Here is a 20,785-nt window from a genome sequence, read left to right as displayed (position 1 = left end):
GACCCTCGGCCGCGGGCGAATGCGGGCGAATGTGCGAAAGTTCCGCTTCTGTTGAATCTATCCGGGGGGAGGATGGAATTGTGCTGCAGTTGATTGCCCGAGTGGCGCGAGCCGCCGTCGTTGCCAGTCCGCGTTCCGTCAATGGTGCCTATGCGATGGCGCTGCTGGTTTTTTGGCCTTTAGCGAGCATGGCGCAGACGCCAGCAGCGGAGGTTCCGCCCGAGCTGCGCGAATGCCGTCAGCTGCGTCGGCAGGCCCCGCAGCAAGCACTGGCCGTGTGCCAATCCGCCGCTGTTGCGCTGCGCGCGCGCGACGAGAACGACGCCGCGTTTGAAGCCCTGATGCATGTGACCCAGCTGGCAATCCGCGGCGCTGAGGCGGTGCTTGCGGAGCGGGCGTTGGACGATGCCAGCCTGCTGTTGGCGAAGGTCAGCGATCCCTTGGCCTCGCAGCGGATTGCGCGTCGACGCGGGCAGTTGGCCTATGGGGCGGGGCGTCGAGCCGAGGCGCTGGGACGGTTTCTGGAGGCGCTGGCGATTGCGCGCTCGGTTGGCGATGTCCAAGCGATCGCGATCAGCGAAAACGACGTGGGCGTGGTGTACTGGCAGATGGGCGACTACGGCGCCGCGCTGGGGCATCTGCAGGCCAGCTTGGCGGCCAAGGAGGCCAACAATGATCGCGATCTGGGCAGCACCTTGGTCAATATCGGTGGCCTCTACACCGAGCTCGGCGACAACGTACGCGCTGCCGACATCCTGCGCCGGGCGCTGCAATTGCATCAAGAAGCCGGTTCTCCGGTAGCGATCGGTTCGACCCTGGAAGAGCTGGCCATGGTTGAGGCCGCGGTCGGCGATCTGGGCGCGTCGCGCCGCGATATGGACGCGGCTTGGCAGCTGTATCTGGACAACAACGCCACCCGCGAGCAGCTGCGGCTGGCCTTGCGGCGGGCATCGCTGGAAGCCGAACATGCGCCGGAGTTTGCGCCAGTCTGGATTGAGCGCGCGCGCGACGCGGGTCGGCAGCTGGACCGCAACGAGCTGTTGGCGGCAGACCTGATCGTCGCCCGCCTGGCCCGCACCAAGGCTGAATTCGAAGCCGCTTTTGCGAGCCTGCAGCGTGCCATTCGAGTCGAAGTGGATGCTGGGCCGACCTTGGCCCTAGAGGCTCAGGGCGAGCTCGCGCGACTGGCCGAGTTGTTGCAGCGGCCGGATCAGGCGCTGGGCTTTCTGCGCGAGCATTTGCGGCTGTCTCGTCAGCTTTCGGAATCCCGCCACAGCCAGCGTCTGGACGCGCTGCGAGTGCGGCTTGACTTGACCCTGGCGGAATCCGAGCGTGATCGACTGCTGCGTCAGAGTGAGCTGCAGAGGTCCGAGATCGCGCGTCGCCGTGCGCAGACCCTGGTGGTCGGGGCAGGCGCGCTGCTGATTCTCGCCGCCTTGGTGCTGACCTTTCAGCGCCGCCTGTATCGCCAGCGCCTGGCCGCGGAAGCGCAGCGACAGATGCTTGAGCGCAGCATTCGTGAGGCGCGCACCGCCGCCGCCGCACTCAGCGCCGACCTGCGCTCAACCGAGTGGTTGCTGGAGCGTCAGTCCAGCCCGGCGCTGATCTTTGATGCCAGCGGAAAAGTCCGGGCTGTCACTTTCTCCGCGGCAGAGCTGCTCTCGCGTGCTGCAGAAGAGGTCCGCGGGCGAGCGCTCGCTGAGGTACTCGGTCCGGTTGCTGCCGACTGGGCGCAGCAGCAGGTTGAGCGTGAGTCGTTGAGCGGCGAGGGACAGTTGCCGACGCCGGTAGAGCAGGAGTTCGATGTGGGGGCGGACACCTCGGATGAGATCGCTCCACTGATGCTGCGCTGCCAGCGGCTTGACCTGGAAGAGGAATTCGGTCTGCTCGTGCTTGCGCGTGAGGTGCAGCCCGCCGGCGATGTCGTGGCTGCGCTCAAGCCTGCGGTGGAGTCGGTGGCGCGGCCGGAGTCGCCGGATGCATTCCGCGCTCATCTGGTGACCTTGATGCAGGCAAGCCTTGATCTGTGGGAGCGGATGACGCGCAAGACCCGGATTGACCTGGCCGAGCGCAGCGGGGTGTGGCGAATCACCATCGACGAAGGGCGCCTGCGTGTACGCGCTTTGGATCGCTACCTCAGCCTGGACACCCTGCCCGAGAAGCCGCGTTGGCGAGAGGTACTGCGAACGGCCTACTTCGTGCTGTCAGAGCTTGAGATCAGCGTCCAACAGCGTCGTGAGCTTGAGATCCTGATCGAGTCCGTTCTGGCCTGGACCCGCAAACGCGCCTGAAGGCGCGCTTGCGGAGGCGGTCGCGTTCTTCTGCTTGCTTGTTGGGCTCAGTTGGCAGCGCAGCGCATGCAGGTGCCGGTCAGACTGCGACTCGGGTCATAGGAGCCGACCAGATTCGCCCGCACAACGGCATCGAGATCGTTGATGGCTGCGGTCGCGGTGCCGATCTCGCTGTTGGAGTCACCCGCGATGGTGTACTGGGCGCAATGCAGTGACGCGGCGGCGACTGCAAGCACCTCGACGGCCTCGATCTCTTCTTCCGGGTACGGCGGATAGTCCTCGTCAAAGATGCCCTTGTCTTTGGCTTGCCAGCTGCCAGCTGCGGCGGGCGCAGCTGATCCCACGGCCAGCCGTGCAAGGCCTCCATTTGCGAGCAGTTCCGGATAGAACGTGAAGTCGGCAACCGGGACGACGGTGCCCGTGGAGCACCAATGGGGCCCCGCCCCCCCAACCTGAGCACGGGTGTCGGCAGAGAGCATCAGGAAACTGCCGGCAGCCATCAGACCGAGAACGATGATTCGCATGGAACACCTCTTTACGTGGTGGAAGTGGCCCCAAGCTAGCCGCTGCCTTGCACGCAAGTCGACTCGATTTTGGGACCATTTGGGAACAAATAGTGTATTTTCGACGAAATTTGGCAAAGTTTGAGGGCGCACGTGCGGCGGGTGCCGTGCGGGCGATCGGGTGCAGACGCGGGTTGCTGTCATCGTTGAGACGATAGACTTCGCCGCAATTCTGCCGTCGAGTTCGAACACATGCTTTTTCCCCATCGCGTTTCCGCCGCCGGCGCGCGTCAGCATCCGCTGAGGCGTGCGCTGGCTGCGGCTCCCGGGCTGCTGCTGATCGCGGCCTGCACCAGCGCCCATCAGCGCGCTGAGCCGCCTGCACGTCCGACCGGCATGCCCGCGCCCCTGCTGCAAGTCGGCACTCACGACGAGCACCCCGCCAGCTGGTACGCCGCGGGCGCCGCAGCGGCGCGCGCGCGGGGCGCGGGCGATGCATCGGCGCGCAATCTGATCCTGTTCGTGGGTGATGGCATGGGCCCGACCACGGTCGCGGCCGCCCGCATCCTCGAAGGCCAGCGCCGCGGCGCGACCGGCGAAGAGAACCTGCTGAGCTTTGAGGCTTTTCCGCACACCGGCTACAGCAAGACCTACAACACCGATATGCAGACGCCGGATTCGGCCGGCACCATGAGCGCGATGATGAGCGGCGTGAAGACCCGCGCTGGCGTGATCGGTCTCGATGGTCGCGCGCGCTACGGCGACTGCGCATCAGCGCAGGGCACCGACCTGCCCAGTCTGCTGCAGTTGGCCGAACAGGTCGGGCTGGCGACCGGCGTGGTGACCACCACCCGCATCACGCACGCGACCCCGGCCGCCACTTACGCACACACGCCGCTCCGTGATTGGGAGGCCGATGCGCTGGTGCCCGCCGCCGACCGCGCCGCCTGCGCCGACATCGCGCGGCAGCTGATCGAGTTCGACCATGGTGACGGCATCGAGGTGGTGATGGGTGGCGGCCGGCAGATGTTCATGCCGGCGACGGCGACCGACCCCGAATACCCCGAAAGCCGCGGACTGCGCGAGGACGGTCGCGACCTCGTTGCCGAATGGCAGACGCGCCATCCCGAGGGGCACTACGCGTGGAATCGCGCGGGCTTCGACGGCATCGACTTCGCCTCGGCCGACAAGGTATTCGCCCTGTTCCAGCCGGGCCATATGCAGTATGAGCACGACCGCTCCGCGGATGTCGGCGGCGAGCCCAGTCTGGCCGAGATGGTCGCCGCCGCCATCCGGCGATTGCAGCGCGAGCAGCGGGGCTTTCTGTTGGTGGTGGAAGCCGGTCGCATCGACCATGCCCACCACGCCAACAACGCCTACCGCGCTCTGACCGACACCATCGCCCTGTCCGATGCTGTCGCGGCGGCGCAAGCGGCGACTTCGGTCGAAGACACGTTGATCGTCGTCACCGCCGACCACAGCCACGTGCTGAGCTTCGCCGGCTACAGCCACCGCGGCAATCCGATTCTCGGCAAGGTCAGCGACCGCACCGGCACCGATGACGTGAAGCTCAAGCGTGATCTGACCGGTCGCGTCTATACCACGCTGGGCTACATAAACGGCCCCGGCTACGCCAGCGAGAGCGAACTGCAGCCCGCCGGCCCGAAGCGCTATCCGCACGAACCCGAGCGCTTCGCTGCCGTCGATGCGCGACCCGATCTGGAAGCGGTAGACACCACCGCGCCGGACTTCGTGCAGCCCAGCCTGTGGGCGCTGGCTAGCGAGACTCACGGTGGCGAAGACGTTGCTGTCTACGCGCTCGGCCCGGGTGCGGAGACAGTGCGTGGTGTGATGGAACAGAACGTGATTTTCCATCTTCTGCTGCAGGCGCAGCCGATGCTGCGCGCGGCGGAATCCGCTGTCCGGAGTGACAACCCGCGCTGATCTGGCAGCGAAGCCTCGGTCGACACCGCGACATGATTCGTGCAGAGGTCGGACTAGCTGATTCGCGGTGTGTAGGACGCGCTTGCGCGCCGTTCAAGCCCGCAAAAGCGCAAGTGGCGGCCAGAAGGCCGCCGCTTGGCAAAGGATCCGCCGACCCAGGTGGGTCAACGGTCTTGGATCATCCGGTCACAGCGCCAGCCCGCTGATCTCTGCATCCTCACGCAGGGTGAGGCCCGGCTGCAGCGGAGTGGCTGCAGATTGATCGCCGGAGGCTCCCTGCTGCGCCAGCAGATTGTCCAGTGCATCGTCGAGCGCGGCGGCATTCTCGAACAGGACGGGCTCCGAAACGTGCTGCGATGCGGTCATCCCGGGACCGCTGAGCGTGTACTTGATTGGCACCAGGAAACGACGCTTCTCGCCGTTGCTTACCGGCTCCAGAAAGTCGTAGCGCCACGCCAGCATCGCGTTTCGGGCTGACTGTGCAAACGGCTTCAGCGCTTGTCTGATGTCGTTCTCGCCGCCCAGCCGCGCGCCGATGATCTGCCCGCGCACCGGTTCCGCCGAGCTGACGCTACCATCGTCCTCAACGGTGATCGCCATCAGCAGGCTTGCGCCCAAGCGCCGCTCCAGGTGGATTGAAGGATATCTCGGCGCCCGCGAAGCTATCAGCACCGGTTGGCCGAAACGGGTCTCCGCGAATTCCAGTACATGGCCCTGCTCGCGCTTGACCAGCTCAAGCCGCAGGTCCATCGAAGTGCGAATGCGCCGTGCCACGCCATCGACCTCGAACGGATTGAAAGTCCAGCCGCGAACCGCCTCAAGCACGCGTTGCTCCATCTCGGGCCGTAGCGGGCTTGAGGTCACACGTACAGTCTCGACCTTGCCGGTGGCATCGACTTCGATGATCCCGCTGACATACAGCGCGTTACTGTCATCGGAGGCTATGGCGGCCGTCATGCCAAAGGTCGACGCCAGCAGCAGCGCGCAAGCAAAACACAAACCCAAGAGTGCTCTCATCATGTTCTCCCGTCATTGAAAGTGGTGAAGCCGGCAGTAGACCCAGGCGGACCAAAAATGTGACTGTTCGGTGGTGTCACTGTCGATCATAAGGCAGTAAATGCAGATCTGCGCAGGGCCTGCGAGCGACGCCTGGCGTCTGACAGAGATCTCACGCCGGTGTTCCCGATGGCATGAGCGCGCGCCACCGGCCAAGAGTTTGAGATCGGCGGTGGTGCGGAAGCGAGAATCGTAGCTGTTCGGTCGGCTTGCCGCCGCGACAGCTGCCCCCCAAAAAAACACACGGCGGCACAAGGCCGCCGTGTACTTGAGCCCCATGCGCCTCGAACTACAGGGCTTTTTCAAGCTCCGGCACCAGGGTGAACAGGTCGCCGACCAGGCCAAAGTCAGCCACTTCGAAGATCGGCGCCTCGCTGTCCTTGTTGATGGCAACGATGGTGCCGGCGTCCTTGATGCCGGTCAGGTGCTGGATCGCACCCGAGATACCGCAGGCGATGTACAGCTCTGGCGCGATGATCTTGCCGGTCTGGCCGACCTGCAGCTCGTTCGGCACGTAGCCGGCGTCGACGGCAGCACGTGAAGCGCCAACCGCCGCGCCCATCTTGTCGGCCAGGCTGTAGATGATCGAGAACGCCTCGGCCGAGCCGAGCGCGCGCCCGCCGGAGACAACCTTCGCGGCCGCCTGCAGGTCCGGGCGATCGGAGCTGCCCTGTTTGAGTTCAACGAACTGGGTGTGGTTGGGCAGGGTGGCCTCGACGCTGACGGTTTCAATCGACGCTGCGCCGCCGTTGCCGGTGGCCGGCCACGAGGCCGAACGCACCGTGGCAACCACGGTTTTGTCGGCCGGTGCTTCGACCGTGATGATCGCGTTGCCGGCATAGATCGGCCGGGTGAAGCGGTGGCTGCTCTCGACGCTCATCAGGTCGGACACCTGCGGCGCGTCGAGCAGGGCGGCGATGGCGGGCATCACGTCCTTGCCGAAGCTGCTGCTGGGGCCGAACACGTGGCTGTAGCCGGTGGCGATCTGGGCCATGGCGGGCGCGACCTGCTGTGCGATCAGATGCGCGAACGCGGCGTTCGCGACCGTGAGCACCTTGGCCACGCCCTCAATGGCGGCCGCCTGCGCGGCCAGCGGCGCTGGGTCCGCTGCCAGCACGACGATGTGGATCTCGGCGCCGTCAATGGCGCGCGCGGCGGTCACGCAGCGCGCGACGGCGCCGTTCAACTGGCCGTTCAGATGATCGGCAACGATCAGGATCTTGCTCATGGGTGTGATCTCCTGTGCGGCCGGCGTCAAGCCAGGCCCTTGGCCTTGAGCGCGGCGACGAGTTCGCCGACGTCCTTCACCATCACGCCCTTCGAGCGCTTGGCGGGCGGTGCGTAGCTGACGGTCTTGAGGCCACCGCCGAGCGTGACGCCGAGGTCGGCCAGCTGCAGGGTTTCCAGCGGCTTGCTCTTGGCCTTCATGATGTCCGGCAGCTTGATGAAGCGCGGCTCGTTCAGACGCAGATCGACAGTGATCACCGCCGGCAGCTGCACCTTCAGTACCTCGAGACCGGCATCGACTTCGCGCGTGACGGTGGCGGCGCCATCAGCGACTTCAACCGCGCTGGCGAAGGTCGCCTGCGGGCGGCCCCACAGCGTGGCGAGGATCTGCCCGGTCTGGTTGGCGTCGTCGTCGATCGCCTGCTTACCCAGCAGCACGATGTCGGGCTGCTCCTTCTCGATCAGCTTCAGCAACACCTTGGCGGCTTCCAGCGGCGACACCGGTTGGTCGCTGACCACGTGCAGGGCGCGATTGGCGCCCATCGCCAGGCCGTTGCGCAGATGCGCCTGGGCATCGGCAGGGGCAATCGTGGCGACGATCACCTCGGTGGCCACGCCCTTCTCGCGCAGGCGCAGTGCTTCTTCCAGCGCGATCTCATCAAACGGATTGGGTGAGAGCTTGACGCCGTCGGTGACGACGCCGCTGCCATCGGGCTTGACCTGGATGCGCACGTTGTAATCCACAACGCGCTTGTAGCCGACCAAGATCTTCATCGGGCGGGGGTTCCTGCTGTCGAGGGAAAGGGGGTGAAAAACCCCGCGATTCTACCTGCGGGGGTTTGGAATACCTACTCGATACCAGTTTCGACGGCAGGCTGGCGTCAAAACGTCGCAGCCGGCATCGCCCGGCGAAACCGCACGGGCGCCAACCAACGGGAACGACTCAGACGCGCGCAGCAATCCGCTCGCGCAGGGCCAGCACGAAGCGGTCAGCCGCGCCCGCTGCGGTGACGAAGAACAGCGAGGGCTCGGTCAGCTCCAGCTCCAGCAGCTGGGGGCCCTTGGGCGAGGGCAGCAGGTCGACGCGCGCATACAGCAGCGGGCCGAACGGCAATGCTGACAACACCTGGCGAGCAGTCGCCATTTCCTGCGCCGAGGGCTCGCGCGCGGTGATGTGCTCAGGCGCGAACAGTGCGCGGGTCGGACCCTCGCCGCGCTTCAGCAGCGGGCCCTTGCGGATCGCGTGCGAGAACTTGCCGCCGAAGAACAAGAGGGCGGTTTCGCCGGCGCTGTCGACCTGGGCCAGATAGGGCTGCACCAGCACATGGCGGCCCTGGCTCAACAGGCGTTCGATGTGCTGCGCGGCGGGTCCACGCTCCGCTCCGCTGTAGCGCTGGGTATCGCGCGAGCCTGCGCCCACGGTGGGTTTGGCCACGAACTCCGGCCACTGCGGAAAGCCGTCCGCCGGCTCGCCCGGGGCGATGTAGAAGCTCTCGATCGCCGGCACGCCTTTCTTCGCCAGTTCGCCGAGGTAGCGCTTGTCGGTGTTCCACCGCACCACCTCGAACGGATTGATCAAGCGGGTCTGCGCCGACACCCGCTCGCACCAGAGGAGGAACTCCGGCAGCCGCTGGGTGTAGTCCCAGGTCGAGCGCAGCAGCACCGCATCGAAGCGCGACCACGAAACCGTCGTGTCATCCCAGGACAGGGTCTCGTGCGCGATGCCGGCTCGATCCAGCGCCTCGCGCAGCGGCGGCAGGTCTTCGTCGAGTTCAATGGCGGCCGTGGCCGAAGCGATGGCGATGCGGGGCATTGGGGGAGTCAGCGCAGTGATGGAACGCGAATGATGCCTTGCGCGGCGCTTCGGCGTGAACGCCACCGCGTCGGATCCACGTCTTCAGCGACTGAACGGCGAAGTCTGCTCGGCCAACCTTGGGGCAATCGGTCGCTCGGCGATGTACTCGCGCGACAGCAAGCCCAGCATCACGCTGTCCTGGGTGCCGCCGCCCAGCCGGTAGCGCTCGCGCGCCAGACCTTCACGGACGAAGCCCAGCGACTCCAGCAGGCGCAGGCTGCTGTGGTTGGCGGGGTCGACATCGGCTTCGATACGTTGGATCGCCAAGCTGCCGAGGGCGTGCGCGATGGCGGTGTGCACTGCATCGCGCGCCAGGCCCTGGCCCCAGTGCCCAGGATGCAGGGCGAAGCCGATCTCGCAGCGCGCGTGGTCACGGGCGAAGCCGTACAGGGTGACAGTTCCGAGCAGCCGGTCATGCGCCGGCAGGGTCAGCGCCCACTGCAGCAATTGGCCACTACTTGCGCCAGCATGGATGTCACGCAGATAGGTTTCGGCCTGGCGGCGAGCGGTCCACGGCCCGTGGCTCCAGTAGCGGGTGACATCGGCGTTGCCGAACAGCGCGAACAGGTCATCGAGATCGTCACCACGCGGCTGCCGAAGCGCGATGTGTTCGCCACGCAGGGTGGGCAGGGTGGCCATGTGGGGCGGGTCCAGTCGAGTGTCTGCAGGCGGTGGAGATGGCGTGTTGGCGATGTTCGCACACGGTCTCCACGGAGGCGCTCGTCACGCCACTGCATTCGCCCCTCGGTGCGCCTTCCAATGGCGGGTGCGCCCAAGGTCGAACCCTGCTACTCCCCGCCACTCGCTCCGCAGGAACGCCGCACTGCCAACCGAGTCGGCAAAGTTCGACTCTCGGCCGTGCGGCCGGCGATCAGCTCGATCAGGCTTCCCACCAGCACCTCGCCGGCACCGCGGGTGTCCTGTTGGACCGTGGTCAGCGCGGGCTGGGCCAGCCGCGCCATCGGTATGTCATCGAAGCCGGCAACGGCCACGTCTTCAGGCACGTGCAGGCCGCGTTCGGACAGCGCCTGCATTGCGCCGAGGGCGATCAAGTCAGACGCAGCGAAGATCGCATCGAAAGCCTCGCCGCGATCGAGCAGTTGAGTTGCCGCGGCGTGGCCTTCGGCTTCGCTCGACAGCGCATCCACGCGCAAACGTTTGCTGGCGGACAAGCCTGCCGCTCGCATCGCCCGCGCATAGCCGCGGTGACGCGCCTCGAATTCGGGGTAGTGCGGCGACGCATCGCCGAGAAAGGCGATGCGGCTGTGGCCCTGGGCGATCAGATGGCGGGTCGCCAGTTCGCCGCCGCTCAAGTTATCGCTGCCGATCGACACCCCCGGCTGACCCGCCTGCACCGCGCCCCAGCGCACGAAGTGGGTGCCTTGGGCGACCAGCCGGTCGAGCTTCTGCCGGTAGGCCTCGTAGTCGCCGTAGCCGAGCAGGATCAGCCCATCGGCCTTCTTGCTGTCTTCATAGTCGGCATGCCAGTCGCGCGACATCTGCTGGAACGACACCAGTAGATCGAAGCCGCGCGCACCGCAGGCGCGGGTGATCGAGGCCAACATGGCGTGGAAGAACGGATTGATCTGCGAGTCGTCGGCGGTGGTGTCCTCGAACAGCAGCAGCGCCAGCGTGCCAGCGTGCTGGGTGCGCAGATTGGACGCGTTCTTGTCGACCTTGTAGTTCAGCTGCGCAGCAATCGCCTTCACCCGCTTGCGGGTTTCAGCATTCACCAGTGGGCTGTCGCGCAATGCACGGGACACGGTGGGCTGGCTGACGCCGGCCATGTGCGCGATATCAAACGAAGTCACCTTGCCTTTCACGGACCACCTTCGCATGCGCTGGCGGTGGATTGTCGCGGTCGGCGCCGGGCTTGGCATTGTGCGTTGCGGCAAACGGCCGTCGGACGCGATGCGAGCCACGGGCGGGCGCTTGCCCGCGTTCCTCGCGCGCATGCAGCGCTGCGCATCGACCTGCCGCCGAACCAAGCACTCATCGGCGCCGCGACTGCGAGGCGCAGAAAGCACAATCCCCGCCGGAGCGGGGATCGTGGATTCACTCGGCGGTCGGCTGCTTCAGCTGCCGACCTGCACAGCGAGTCAGCCGCGCGGCGGCGGGCCGCGACGCTTGGGCGGAGCACCTGCACCCGGCGCGCGATCGAAGCCGCCGCCCGCCGGACGCGGTTTGCGCGGCGCATCACTGCGATCGAAGCCGGCACCCGCGGGGCGCGGCTTGCGCGGGCCGTCGCTGCGCGGCACGAAGGCCGGCTTGGCGGCCTTGTCCTGCGCCGAGGCGTGGCGAATGCGCAGGCGCTGGCCGGCCACCCACACCTGCTGCAGATGGGTCATCAGATCTTCCGGCATGCCTTCCGGTAGATCGATCAGGCTGTGATCACCGCGGATGTCGATGCGGCCGATGTGCTTGGACTCGATCCCGGCCTCATTCGCGATCGCGCCGACCAGGTTGCCCGGCTTGACGCCGTGGACATGGCCAACGTCTACGCGAAAGGTCTCGAATGCGAAGTCGCTGGGCACTTCGCGTGCAGCCGGGCGCTCGGGACGCGGCGCACGTTCCGGGCGCTCGCCGCGCTCGGCGCGGTCAAAACTCTTGCGCTCGCCCATCTCGCGGCCTTCGCGCTGCTCGCGCATGGCCGGCGGGTCTGGCGGCAGCAGCAGGGGCGTATCGCCCTGCAGCAGGCGCGCCAGCGCCGCGGCGATCTCGATGGCCGGAATGTTCTGCTCGGCTTCAATACGCTCGATGATCTGGCGGTACTGCTCGGCCTTGGGATCCGCGGTCGCATCGAGGATCTGCTGACGGAACCGGCTCATGCGCTGCTCGTTGACGGTTTCCACCGAGGGCAGGGACATCGGCTCGATCGGCTGCCGGGTGGCGCGCTCGATGGTGCGCAGCAGGTGACGCTCGCGCGGGGCGACGAACAGGATCGCCTCACCGCTGCGGCCGGCGCGGCCGGTGCGGCCGATCCGGTGCACATAGCTTTCGGTGTCGTGCGGAATGTCGTAGTTCAGCACGTGGCTGATGCGCTCGACATCGAGGCCGCGGGCGGCGACGTCGGTGGCGACGATCAGGTCGAGATCGCCGTCCTTCAGCCGCTGCACGGTGCGCTCACGCACCGCCTGAGCCACGTCGCCGTTGAGCGCCGCGGCGGCGATGCCGCGCGCGGACAGCTTCTGCGCCAGCTCTTCGGTGGCCTGCTTGGTGCGGGCAAACACCAGCATGGCCTCGTAGGGTTCGGCTTCGAGGATGCGGGTCAGCGCATCGAGTTTGTGCATGCCGCTGACCAGCCAGAAGCGCTGGCGAATGTTCTTCGCCGTGGTGGTCTTGGAGGCGATGGTGACCTCCTGCGGGTCGCGCAGATGGGTCTGGGCGATGGCGCGGATGCGCGGCGGCATGGTCGCCGAGAACAGCGCGACCTGGCGGCTGGCCGGGGTCTTCTTGAGGATGCTCTCGACATCGTCGATGAAACCCATGCGCAGCATTTCATCGGCTTCGTCGAGCACCACCCACTTCAGCGCGGAGAGATCCAGCGAGCCGCGCTCCAGATGGTCGATCACGCGGCCGGGAGTGCCGACGACGACGTGTGCGCCGCGCTTCAAGCCGGTCAGCTGCGGCTGGTAGCCCTGGCCGCCGTAGATCGGCAGCACGTGAAAGCCGGGGATATGGGCGGCATAGCGCTGGAAGGCTTCGGCGACCTGGATCGCCAGCTCGCGGGTGGGCGCCAGCACGATCGCCTGCGGCGCCTTCTGCGCGATGTTGATGCGCGACAGGATCGGCAGGGCGAAGGCGGCCGTCTTGCCGGTGCCGGTCTGGGCCATGCCCAGCACGTCCTTGCCGGCCAGCAGCGGCGGAATGGTTGCGGCCTGGATCGGCGAGGGGGTTTCGTAGCCAACCGAGGTGATGGCTTCGAGCAGGGCGGGCGACAGCCCGAGGTCGGCAAAACGGATGCCAGCCGCGGAGGCGGCGGTGTTGTCAGCGGTCATTGGATGCTCCGGGAGGGGCTTACAAAAACGCACCTGCAGGCCGGAGAACAGCGCTCGTTGAGGCCGCGCCGGTGTCGAGCCCACGGGGGATCGATCGATAGGGCGGGGCAGCACCCGCGGGCCTTGACAGGCGAACGGGGCGAGAGCGGAAACGACAGGGCCGAAGGCGCACACGGGGTAAAGCGGCGCGAATTCTAACAGCCGGGCCGGTTTGCGTCCGCCGGAATCTGTGGCGCTGCTGGCGCGCCGTTCAGGCTGCTAGGCTGCAGCCTTCGTCCAGAAGATTGCCGGGGGCAGCCATGCGGTGGGATCGCGCACGACGCAGCAGCAATGTCGAAGACCGTCGCGGACAGGGCGCCACGGGTGGCGGCGGTGGTCGGCTGCCGGGCGGCGGCAAGGGACTCGGCCTGACCGGCATCATCATCGTGGTGGTGATTGCGTTGATCATGGGCAAGAACCCACTAGAGCTGCTGTCCCTGCTGGATGGCGGTGGCGCGCAGGCGCCGTCAGCGAGCTCGAGCCCGCAGCGCAGCGGCCCGGCACCGAACCCGAACGATCCGGCGATCGCGTTCATCGAGGCGGTGCTCGGCGATACCGAGGACACCTGGAACGAACTGTTCGCGGCCAGCGGCTCGCGCTATCAGGCGCCGAAGCTGGTGGTGTTCGAAGGCGGCGTGACCACCGCCTGTGGCTACGCATCGTCGGCGGTCGGCCCGTTCTATTGCCCCGGCGACCGGCAGGTGTATATCGACCTGCAGTTCTTCCGTGAGCTGGAAACGCGCTTCCGCGCCGCGGGTGATTTCGCCCAGGCCTATGTGATCGCGCACGAAGTCGGTCACCACATCCAGACCCTTACCGGTGTGTCTGCGCGGGTCAATCAAGCGCGTCAGAGTGGCCAGAAGGTCGAGGGTGATGGCGGCCTGCTGGTGCGTCAGGAGCTGCAGGCCGACTGCTATGCCGGCGTGTGGGCGCATTCGGCCAGGCGTCGGCTGGACCTGCTGGAACCGGGTGATCTGGAAGAAGCGCTGACCGCCGCCAGCGCGATCGGCGACGATCGACTGCAGCAGCAGTCGCAAGGGCGGGTGGTGCCGGATTCGTTCAGCCACGGAACCTCAGCACAGCGGGTGCGCTGGTTCAAGCGTGGTTTTGATGAAGGCCAAGTGGGTAGCTGCGATACCTTCGCGGCGGCGCGGCTGTAGCTGGGGCATCGCGAGTCGGGCGTGCAGGGTTGAGCCTTTGCCTGCAGTCCTGCTTCTGTGCCTGATCTCCTCGGCATCCGGGCTCGCTATTGCCAAGCTTCGTTCTGATGCTTTGCGGATGTGGAACTGGTGCCCGTTGCTGCTGATGGCAGGTCGCGTCAGCGGGTTCGAGGACCCGCTGACGCGCTGTGTGTTGCCTGGGGCTCTCATCGCGCACAAGGCGATGCCCTGAAGGCTTGACCCGCCGCGCACTTCCGCCGCGAGTCAAATGTGCCAGGTCGCTACGGACGAACCGCCTTCTGGTCCGCGCAGATGCAAAAGCTCACGCCGCCCGCGCCAGCCGAACCTCGCCCAACTTGAAGTTGCCCACCGCCGCCTGCAGCTCCTGCGCATGTTCGCGCAGGCTGTGCGCTGCGGCGCTGGCTTCCTCGACCAGGGCGGCATTCTGCTGGGTCGCCTGATCGAGTTGCTGCATGGCGCCGCCCATCTGTTCGATGCCCGCGGTCTGTGCGGCCGAGGCGCTGCTGATCTCGCCCATGATGTTGGTCACGCGCTGCACCGAGGCCATGATCTCCTGCATGGTGGCGCCGGCCTTGCCGACCTGCTCGGCACCCACCCCGACTCGACGGGTCGAGTCTTCGATCAGGCCCTTGATCTGCTTGGCCGCTTCCGCCGAGCGCTGCGCGAGTGAGCGCACTTCGCTCGCCACCACTGCGAAGCCGCGGCCCTGTTCACCGGCGCGGGCGGCTTCAACCGCGGCGTTCAGCGCCAGGATATTGGTCTGGAAGGCGATGCCATCGATCACGCTGATGATGTCGCCGATCCGCCGCGAGGATTCGGTGATGGACTGCATGGTCTGCACGACATCGCCGACCACCCGATCGCCGGCCTGCGCGACGCTGCCGGCGCCTTCGGCCAGTCGATTGGCTTCGCGCGCACGGTCCGCATTGCGGCGGACGATCGCAGTCAGTTCGCTGAGCGAATGGTTGGTGGCATCGAGGCTGCCGGCCTGCTGTTCGGTGCGGACCGACAGGTCCGACACGCCGGAAGCGATCTCACCCGAGGACAATCCGATCGAGTCGGCGCTGGCGTGGATGCTGCGGACGATGCTGCTGATCTGTTCGGCGCTTCGATTGGCGTCGTCACTGATGCGTGCGAACACGCCGGCGTAGCGACCGTTCATGCGTACGCTGAGGTCACCCTTGGCCAGGCCACCCAGCACGCTCGAAATCTCGCTCAGATTGGCGTCTGCGGTGCTCATCAGAGCGTTCAGATCTTGAACCATCTCGCGATAGCCGAACTCGAACCGGCTGGCATCACCGCGGGCAGAGAAATCGCCGCTCGACGCCGCCGATGCCAAGCGCTTCACTTCGTTGCCGATGGCGACCAGGCTCGACTTCGCCCGGTCCATGGTCGTACTGATCTGGGCCTGTTCGCCGGGCAGGCGCTGCATGTCCTTGGACAGATCACCCGTGGCGTAGCGGTCGACAAGGGCCACCGTGTCAAGGCTGATCGTGATCGACGCGCCGACCAGCTGGTTGATCTCATCGGCCATCCGCCCGTAGACGCCCGGAAAATCGCTGGAGCGGATGCGATAGCTCAGTTCGCCGGCTTCATGGCGGACGGCCATTTCGCGCTGTGCCGCGGTGAAGCCGATCAACTGCTGCTGCATGTGCTTCATGGCTGTCAGCAGCTGGCCGGTTTCATCGTTCGCGGTCACGCCGATCACGCTGCCAAGGTCGCCGTCGCCGACCCGCCGGGCGACTTCCAATGCCTGATTCAACGGGCGGGTCACCCGCCGCACGATCAACCAGGCCACGATCGTTCCGAGCGCGATGGCGAGGGCGGCGAGCGCGATCATCAACGCGGCAAAGCCTTTGGCGGTCGCTGCGGCCTGCTCGGCCTCCACATGGTTCCGCGCTTCCTGCAGATCGATGAACTGATTGATCCGGGCCAGCCAGGTCTCGAACGCGGGCTTTGCACGCTGCAGCAGCAGGCTGTGCGCAAGCGCTGTGTCACCGACGGAGCGCAGCCGGCGCACCTCGATGATTAGCGGCAGCGTCTCGGCTTCGATCGCCTTGATGCTGCTCAGAATCGCGCGTTCCTCCTCGTCGCTGGTGGCGTCGTCCACCAGCAGGCTGTCCAGCGGTGCGGCGGATTTCGCGTAGTCAGCCGCCAGCCGATCGATCGTCGCCTCGGCGGCCGCGATGTCGGTCGCGCCCTCGAACAGAACCACATCGCGCAGGGCGATCGCACGGTCGTGCACGCTGCCGCGAAAGTTGATCGCGTAGCGCTGTTTGACACTGTTGAGGGTGTTGATGGTGGTCAGCGCGCTGTCGATCTGGTTGACGCGCTGCACGCCGATGGCGGTGAGCAGCAGCATCAGGCCGATCAGCAGGCCGAAGCCGAGTGCGAGTCGCTGCCAGATTTTGAGGGTCTTGCGCATCTTTGAAACTCCCGTTGTTGGCTTGAGTTGGAGGCGGATTGGGGTGAGGGTCGATCCTTGGCGAAGATCGTTGTTATAGCTATGGTGTATTGAAGAGATTCTTTAGTTCGATCCTGTCGATCGCATTGCAAGCCTCGTGCCCTCGTCTGCTGGCGACCGCCGGATTTCCGAATCCGTGGACAGAGATGATGGAAAGCAACGGCTTGAGCGGTTGTTCCGCTGGCGGCACCGAGCGCCGCTGCCGAAACGCTCGGCCCAAGCGGCACCGTCGTCGTGGCCGGGTTTCGGCGGTGACGTATCGCGTGTCGGTCGCGCCCTGACAGGCGTTGAGGCGTCCGCATGCGGCGGATCGAGGAGCGGCTGGACTGAGCCCCGCGCGGTCGCTTCCGGCGTTGACAGGACTGAGCTGTGAAACGGGAACCGCGCGTCGCGGTGGCGCCGCAGAGGCAGCCTGCCAGCAGCTTGACGCCCACCGCGTGCTGCGAGGGCTGCGGTCAAGACCTTGCGTCCGCCCACGCCGCGAATCGACCCACAGACGCATCCGGCATAATCCGCGGCCTGTCCCTTGGCGCGTACCGGAGCCCACCATGTCCATCCTTCGTCTTGCAGATCTCGACCTTGCCGGCAAGCGCGTGTTGATTCGCGAGGACTTGAACGTGCCGATCAAGGACGGCCGCATCACCGCCGAGCAGCGCATCGTGGCGGCCCTGCCGACCCTGCGGCTGGCGCTTCAGAAGGGCGCCGCGGTGATGGTGACCTCGCACCTCGGGCGGCCGATCGAGGGGCAGTGGACCGAGGCGGATTCGCTGGCGCCCGTGGCCGCGCGGCTGGCCGAGCATCTGGGCCGGCCGGTGCCCTTGATCCGCGACTGGGTGGATGGCGGCTTCGAGCTCGCGGCGGGCGAGATCGTGCTGCTGGAGAACTGCCGGATGAATCCGGGCGAGGGCAAGGACGACGAGACCCTGTCGAAGAAGTACGCCGCGCTGTGCGACATCTTCTGCATGGACGCGTTCGGCACCGCGCACCGCGCCCAGGCTTCGACCCACGGCGCGATTCGTTTCGCCAAGGTCGCCTGCGGCGGCCCGCTGCTGATGGCTGAGTTGGACGCGCTGGCCAAGGCGCTGGAGAAGCCGGCGCGGCCGCTGCTGGCAATCGTCGCCGGTTCCAAGGTCAGCACCAAGCTGGAGCTGCTGTCGAACCTGGTCGGCAAGGTCGATCAGTTGATCGTCGGCGGCGGCATCGCCAATACCTTTCTGGCCGCGCAGGGCCTGCCGGTGGGCAAGAGCCTGTGCGAGGCCGATCTGCTCGACACCGCACGCAAGATCATCGCCGACGCCAATGCGCGCGGTGCGCACATTCCCCTGCCGATCGATGTGGTGGTCGCGCCAGCCTTCGCCGCCGATGCGCCGGCGTCGATCAAGGAGGTTGATCGCGTCGCGGCCGACGACATGATCCTCGACATCGGCCCGGCCACCGCCAAGCAATACGCCGACATCATCGCCAAGGCCGGCAGCGTGATCTGGAACGGGCCCGTCGGCGTGTTCGAGTTCGATGCCTTCGGCGAGGGCACGCGCGCGGTGGCCGAGGCGATTGCCGCGTCGTCGGCGTTCTCGATTGCAGGCGGTGGCGACACCCTGGCAGCGGTCGATAAGTACGGCGTGGAAAGCGGCATCAGCTACATCTCGACCGGCGGCGGCGCGTTCCTTGAATTCTGCGAGGGCAAGCCGCTGCCGGCCGTGCTGGCACTGCAAGCGCGCGCGCAGGGCTGACGCGCGCCGTGGTGCTCAACATCGCCGTCTATCACTTCGCGCCGATCGCCGAGCCGACCGCGCTGCGTGAGCTGTTGTTCGAGCGCTGCACGCAGGCGGCGCTGCGCGGCAGCGTGCTGGTGGCGCCGGAAGGCTTGAACCTGTTTCTGGCCGGAACTGAGGCCGGCATCGAATCGGTGCTCGACTTCGTGCGTGGCGTGCCTGGCTTTGCCGAGCTGCGGGTCAAGCGCAGCTGGAGCACGCATGTGCCGTTCGCGCGTCTGAAGGTGAGGTGCAAGCGCGAGATCATCGCCTTCCGTCGCGACGACTGCGTGCCGCGCGCGCGCCGCGCACCGGCGCTCAGCCCGCAGCAGCTGCGGGATTGGATCGAGCGCGGACAGGACGATGCCGGGCGTCGGCTGGTTTTGGTCGACACCCGCAATCGCGAGGAGATGCTCTACGGCAGCTTTGAGAATGCGGTCGAGCTGCCGATCGACAACTTCACCGAACTGCCGGCCGCGCTGGAGCCATTGAAGGAGTCGCTGGCCGATGCCGCCGTGGTCAGTTTCTGCACCGGCGGCATCCGTTGCGAGAAGGCGGCGCTGTGGATGCAGGAGGCCGGCTTTGCCAATGTCTGGCAGCTCGACGGCGGAATCCTCGACTACTTCGAACAGGTCGGCGGCTTCGGCTATCGCGGCGAGTGCTTCGTGTTCGATGAACGGGTCGCGCTGAAGCCTGATCTGAGTCCCCGGCTGGACGCCGAAGTGACGGTTCCGGTGGATCCCTTGGCGCACAAGCGGCCGCACGCGGCGTGAACCTGCGGCCGGCCATCGGCATCGTCGGCAGTGCCGGCGCCTACGGTCGCTGGCTGACGGGCTTCTTCGAGCAGCGCATGGGCTGCCCGGTGCTGGGTGCGGACCCGGCTGATCCGGCGGCGATCACGCCCGGCGGATTGATTGAACGCTGCGAGGTGCTGGTGTTCAGCGCACCGATCCGCCACACGCCGGCCTTGATCGCCGAGTACGCCGCGTTGGCGGGTGCGCGCGCGCCAGCGCAGCTGTGGATCGACGTGACCTCGGTGAAGGCGCAGCCGGTGGCGGCGATGCTGGCCTCGGGCGCCGAGGTGCTGGGCCTGCATCCGATGACCGCGCCGCCGAAGGCGCCGACCCTGCGCGGCCGCGTGCTGGTGGCGTGCGAAGCGCGGGTCGAGCGCTGGCGCGGCTTTGTCGATGCGCTGTATGCCGCGCTGCAGGCCGAGCGGGTGCAGGCATCGCCCGAGCAGCACGACCGGGTGATGGCCCTGGTGCAGGCGCTGGTGCATGCCGGCCATCTGGCGCAGGCGGGCGTGCTGGCCGAACTGGCGCAATCGCTGGGTGGCGCGGCCAGCCTGCTGCCGTTCCGTTCGGCCTCGTTCGAGATGGATCTGGCGATGGCCGATCGCATCCTGGCCGGCAACCCGGCGATCTACTCCGGTATCCAGTTCGACAACCCGGCCGTGCCAGCGGTGCTGGCCCTGCTTGAGCAGCGGGTGGCGCGGCTGCGCAGCCTGGTGGGGCAGGGCGATTCGGCGCGGGCGGACTTCGAAGCCGAGTTCATCCACGCGCCGAAGGCGGCGTTTACCGAGGCCGAGATCGCCCGCGGCAACCGCAGTTTCGAGAACCTGGGTTATCTGCTGGCCGACCTCGCGCACGCCGAAGCGCTGTCGGTGCACCTGCCGGAGGACCGCCCGGGCTCGCTGCGCGCGCTGCTGGATGTGTTCGAGCGCCATGCGGTGAACCTGGCCTCGATCCATTCCTCGCGCACGCCAACGGGTGAGGTGCATTTCCGCTTCAGCTTTACCGATGCCCTCGATGCAGATGCTCAGGCAGCGCTGGGCGCGGATATCGAATGTGACGACATCGGCCGGGTGCTGGCATGGGCCTGAGCCGCGCAGCAACAAGCGCTGTGGCGTCGCGGTTGCGACGCCTATGAATGAGGATGCAGCAATGAGCAAGCGGCTGGTGAATTTCCGCAACATGCCAGATGACGAGCAGGCCGAGATCTGTGCCCTGCTGGAGCAGGCCGCGATCGAGTTCTACCTGACCCCGCCGAACCTGTTCGGGCTGTCGGCGGCAGCGCTTTGGGTGCGCGAGGAGGCCGACTTCGATCGCGCCAAGCATCTGCTTGACGAGTTCCAGACCGAACGTGCGCGCACTGCTAGGGCAAGCTTCGATGCCGCGCGTGCCGCTGGCGAAGTGCCGGGACTGTGGTCAGCCGTGCGGCAGCGGCCGGCGCAGGTAGTCGGTCTGATCGTGCTGGTGCTCGGGGTGCTGTTCGCGCTCAGCCTGCCGATGCTGCTGCTCGGGCGCTGACAACGGAAATCGGCTCGGATCCGGCCCGGACCGCCGCCCTGGATAGGGGATGATCTGGGCCTTTTTGCTCCGCGCGGTGCGCGCGAGTTCGACCCGGGCGCTCGTAAGTTAATGAAAAACAAGTTTAATTTTCGAATCGTGCCCGGTTTGACCTTGCCCGGAGCACG

16 protein-coding genes are annotated in these 20,785 nt (G+C 66.8%); 7 read left to right on the top strand and 9 right to left on the bottom strand.

From position 1 onward, the window contains the following. Positions 1-188: 188 nt before the first annotated feature. Entirely contained in the window at positions 189-2,291 is a 2,103-nt protein-coding gene (locus ACIQ7H_RS02775) for a tetratricopeptide repeat protein (protein ID WP_395788146.1), read from the top strand. Between the two features lie 47 nt (positions 2,292-2,338). On the opposite strand, the gene ACIQ7H_RS02770 is transcribed toward ACIQ7H_RS02775, so the two are convergent. Next, complete coding sequence (locus ACIQ7H_RS02770; protein WP_395788144.1) at positions 2,339-2,815, bottom strand: hypothetical protein; 477 nt, start codon at positions 2,813-2,815, stop codon at positions 2,339-2,341. 231 nt (positions 2,816-3,046) lie between these two features. On the opposite strand from ACIQ7H_RS02770, the gene ACIQ7H_RS02765 reads away from it, so the two are divergent. Further along, positions 3,047-4,738 carry an alkaline phosphatase gene (locus tag ACIQ7H_RS02765; RefSeq protein WP_395788142.1) on the top strand — a complete coding sequence of 564 codons (1,692 nt, stop codon included), beginning with the start codon at positions 3,047-3,049 and terminating at the stop codon, positions 4,736-4,738. 186 nt (positions 4,739-4,924) lie between these two features. Here ACIQ7H_RS02765 and ACIQ7H_RS02760 read toward each other — a convergent pair whose 3' ends face one another. From ACIQ7H_RS02760 to ACIQ7H_RS02730, 7 genes are all read right to left on the bottom strand, one after another. Then, positions 4,925-5,695 (bottom strand): energy transducer TonB, encoded by a 771-nt coding sequence (locus ACIQ7H_RS02760; RefSeq protein WP_395788140.1) that lies wholly within the window; start codon positions 5,693-5,695, stop codon positions 4,925-4,927. Between the two features lie 388 nt (positions 5,696-6,083). After that, entirely contained in the window at positions 6,084-7,022 is a 939-nt protein-coding gene (locus tag ACIQ7H_RS02755) for an electron transfer flavoprotein subunit alpha/FixB family protein (protein ID WP_395788138.1), read from the bottom strand. 26 nt (positions 7,023-7,048) lie between these two features. Further along, positions 7,049-7,795 (bottom strand): electron transfer flavoprotein subunit beta/FixA family protein, encoded by a 747-nt coding sequence (locus ACIQ7H_RS02750; protein ID WP_395788136.1) that lies wholly within the window; start codon positions 7,793-7,795, stop codon positions 7,049-7,051. A 169-nt stretch (positions 7,796-7,964) separates the two neighbouring features. After that, positions 7,965-8,834, bottom strand: a complete 870-nt coding sequence (locus tag ACIQ7H_RS02745; protein WP_395788134.1) for a RimK family alpha-L-glutamate ligase — start codon at positions 8,832-8,834, stop codon at positions 7,965-7,967. 84 nt (positions 8,835-8,918) lie between these two features. Then, entirely contained in the window at positions 8,919-9,515 is a 597-nt protein-coding gene (locus ACIQ7H_RS02740; protein WP_395788132.1) for a GNAT family N-acetyltransferase, read from the bottom strand. Positions 9,516-9,664: 149 nt separating this feature from the next. Continuing rightward, on the bottom strand, positions 9,665-10,714 hold the full coding sequence (locus tag ACIQ7H_RS02735) for a LacI family DNA-binding transcriptional regulator (protein ID WP_395788130.1): 1,050 nt from the start codon (positions 10,712-10,714) through the stop codon (positions 9,665-9,667). 261 nt (positions 10,715-10,975) lie between these two features. Continuing rightward, on the bottom strand, positions 10,976-12,874 hold the full coding sequence (locus tag ACIQ7H_RS02730) for a DEAD/DEAH box helicase (protein WP_395788128.1): 1,899 nt from the start codon (positions 12,872-12,874) through the stop codon (positions 10,976-10,978). 299 nt (positions 12,875-13,173) lie between these two features. Between ACIQ7H_RS02730 and ACIQ7H_RS02725 the strand changes: the two genes are divergently transcribed. After that, on the top strand, positions 13,174-14,073 hold the full coding sequence (locus ACIQ7H_RS02725) for a neutral zinc metallopeptidase (protein ID WP_395788126.1): 900 nt from the start codon (positions 13,174-13,176) through the stop codon (positions 14,071-14,073). A gap of 322 nt (positions 14,074-14,395) precedes the next feature. Here ACIQ7H_RS02725 and ACIQ7H_RS02720 read toward each other — a convergent pair whose 3' ends face one another. Continuing rightward, positions 14,396-16,519 (bottom strand): methyl-accepting chemotaxis protein, encoded by a 2,124-nt coding sequence (locus tag ACIQ7H_RS02720; protein WP_395788124.1) that lies wholly within the window; start codon positions 16,517-16,519, stop codon positions 14,396-14,398. A gap of 587 nt (positions 16,520-17,106) precedes the next feature. On the opposite strand from ACIQ7H_RS02720, the gene ACIQ7H_RS02715 reads away from it, so the two are divergent. From ACIQ7H_RS02715 to ACIQ7H_RS02700, 4 genes are all read left to right on the top strand, one after another. Continuing rightward, on the top strand, positions 17,107-18,288 hold the full coding sequence (locus ACIQ7H_RS02715; RefSeq protein WP_395788122.1) for a phosphoglycerate kinase: 1,182 nt from the start codon (positions 17,107-17,109) through the stop codon (positions 18,286-18,288). A gap of 8 nt (positions 18,289-18,296) precedes the next feature. Next, entirely contained in the window at positions 18,297-19,082 is a 786-nt protein-coding gene (locus ACIQ7H_RS02710; protein ID WP_395788121.1) for a sulfurtransferase, read from the top strand. Further along, positions 19,079-20,191, top strand: a complete 1,113-nt coding sequence (locus tag ACIQ7H_RS02705; RefSeq protein ID WP_395788119.1) for a prephenate dehydrogenase — start codon at positions 19,079-19,081, stop codon at positions 20,189-20,191. Before ACIQ7H_RS02710 ends, ACIQ7H_RS02705 begins: the two co-directional genes overlap by 4 nt. A 61-nt stretch (positions 20,192-20,252) precedes the next feature. Beyond that, positions 20,253-20,618, top strand: a complete 366-nt coding sequence (locus ACIQ7H_RS02700; RefSeq protein ID WP_395788117.1) for a DUF6164 family protein — start codon at positions 20,253-20,255, stop codon at positions 20,616-20,618. Positions 20,619-20,785: the final 167 nt, after the last annotated feature.

The sequence above is a fragment of the Aquimonas sp. genome, from assembly GCF_044377145.1.
Classification (GTDB): domain Bacteria; phylum Pseudomonadota; class Gammaproteobacteria; order Xanthomonadales; family Xanthomonadaceae; genus Aquimonas.
This window is presented reverse-complemented; position numbering and strand designations above follow the sequence as displayed.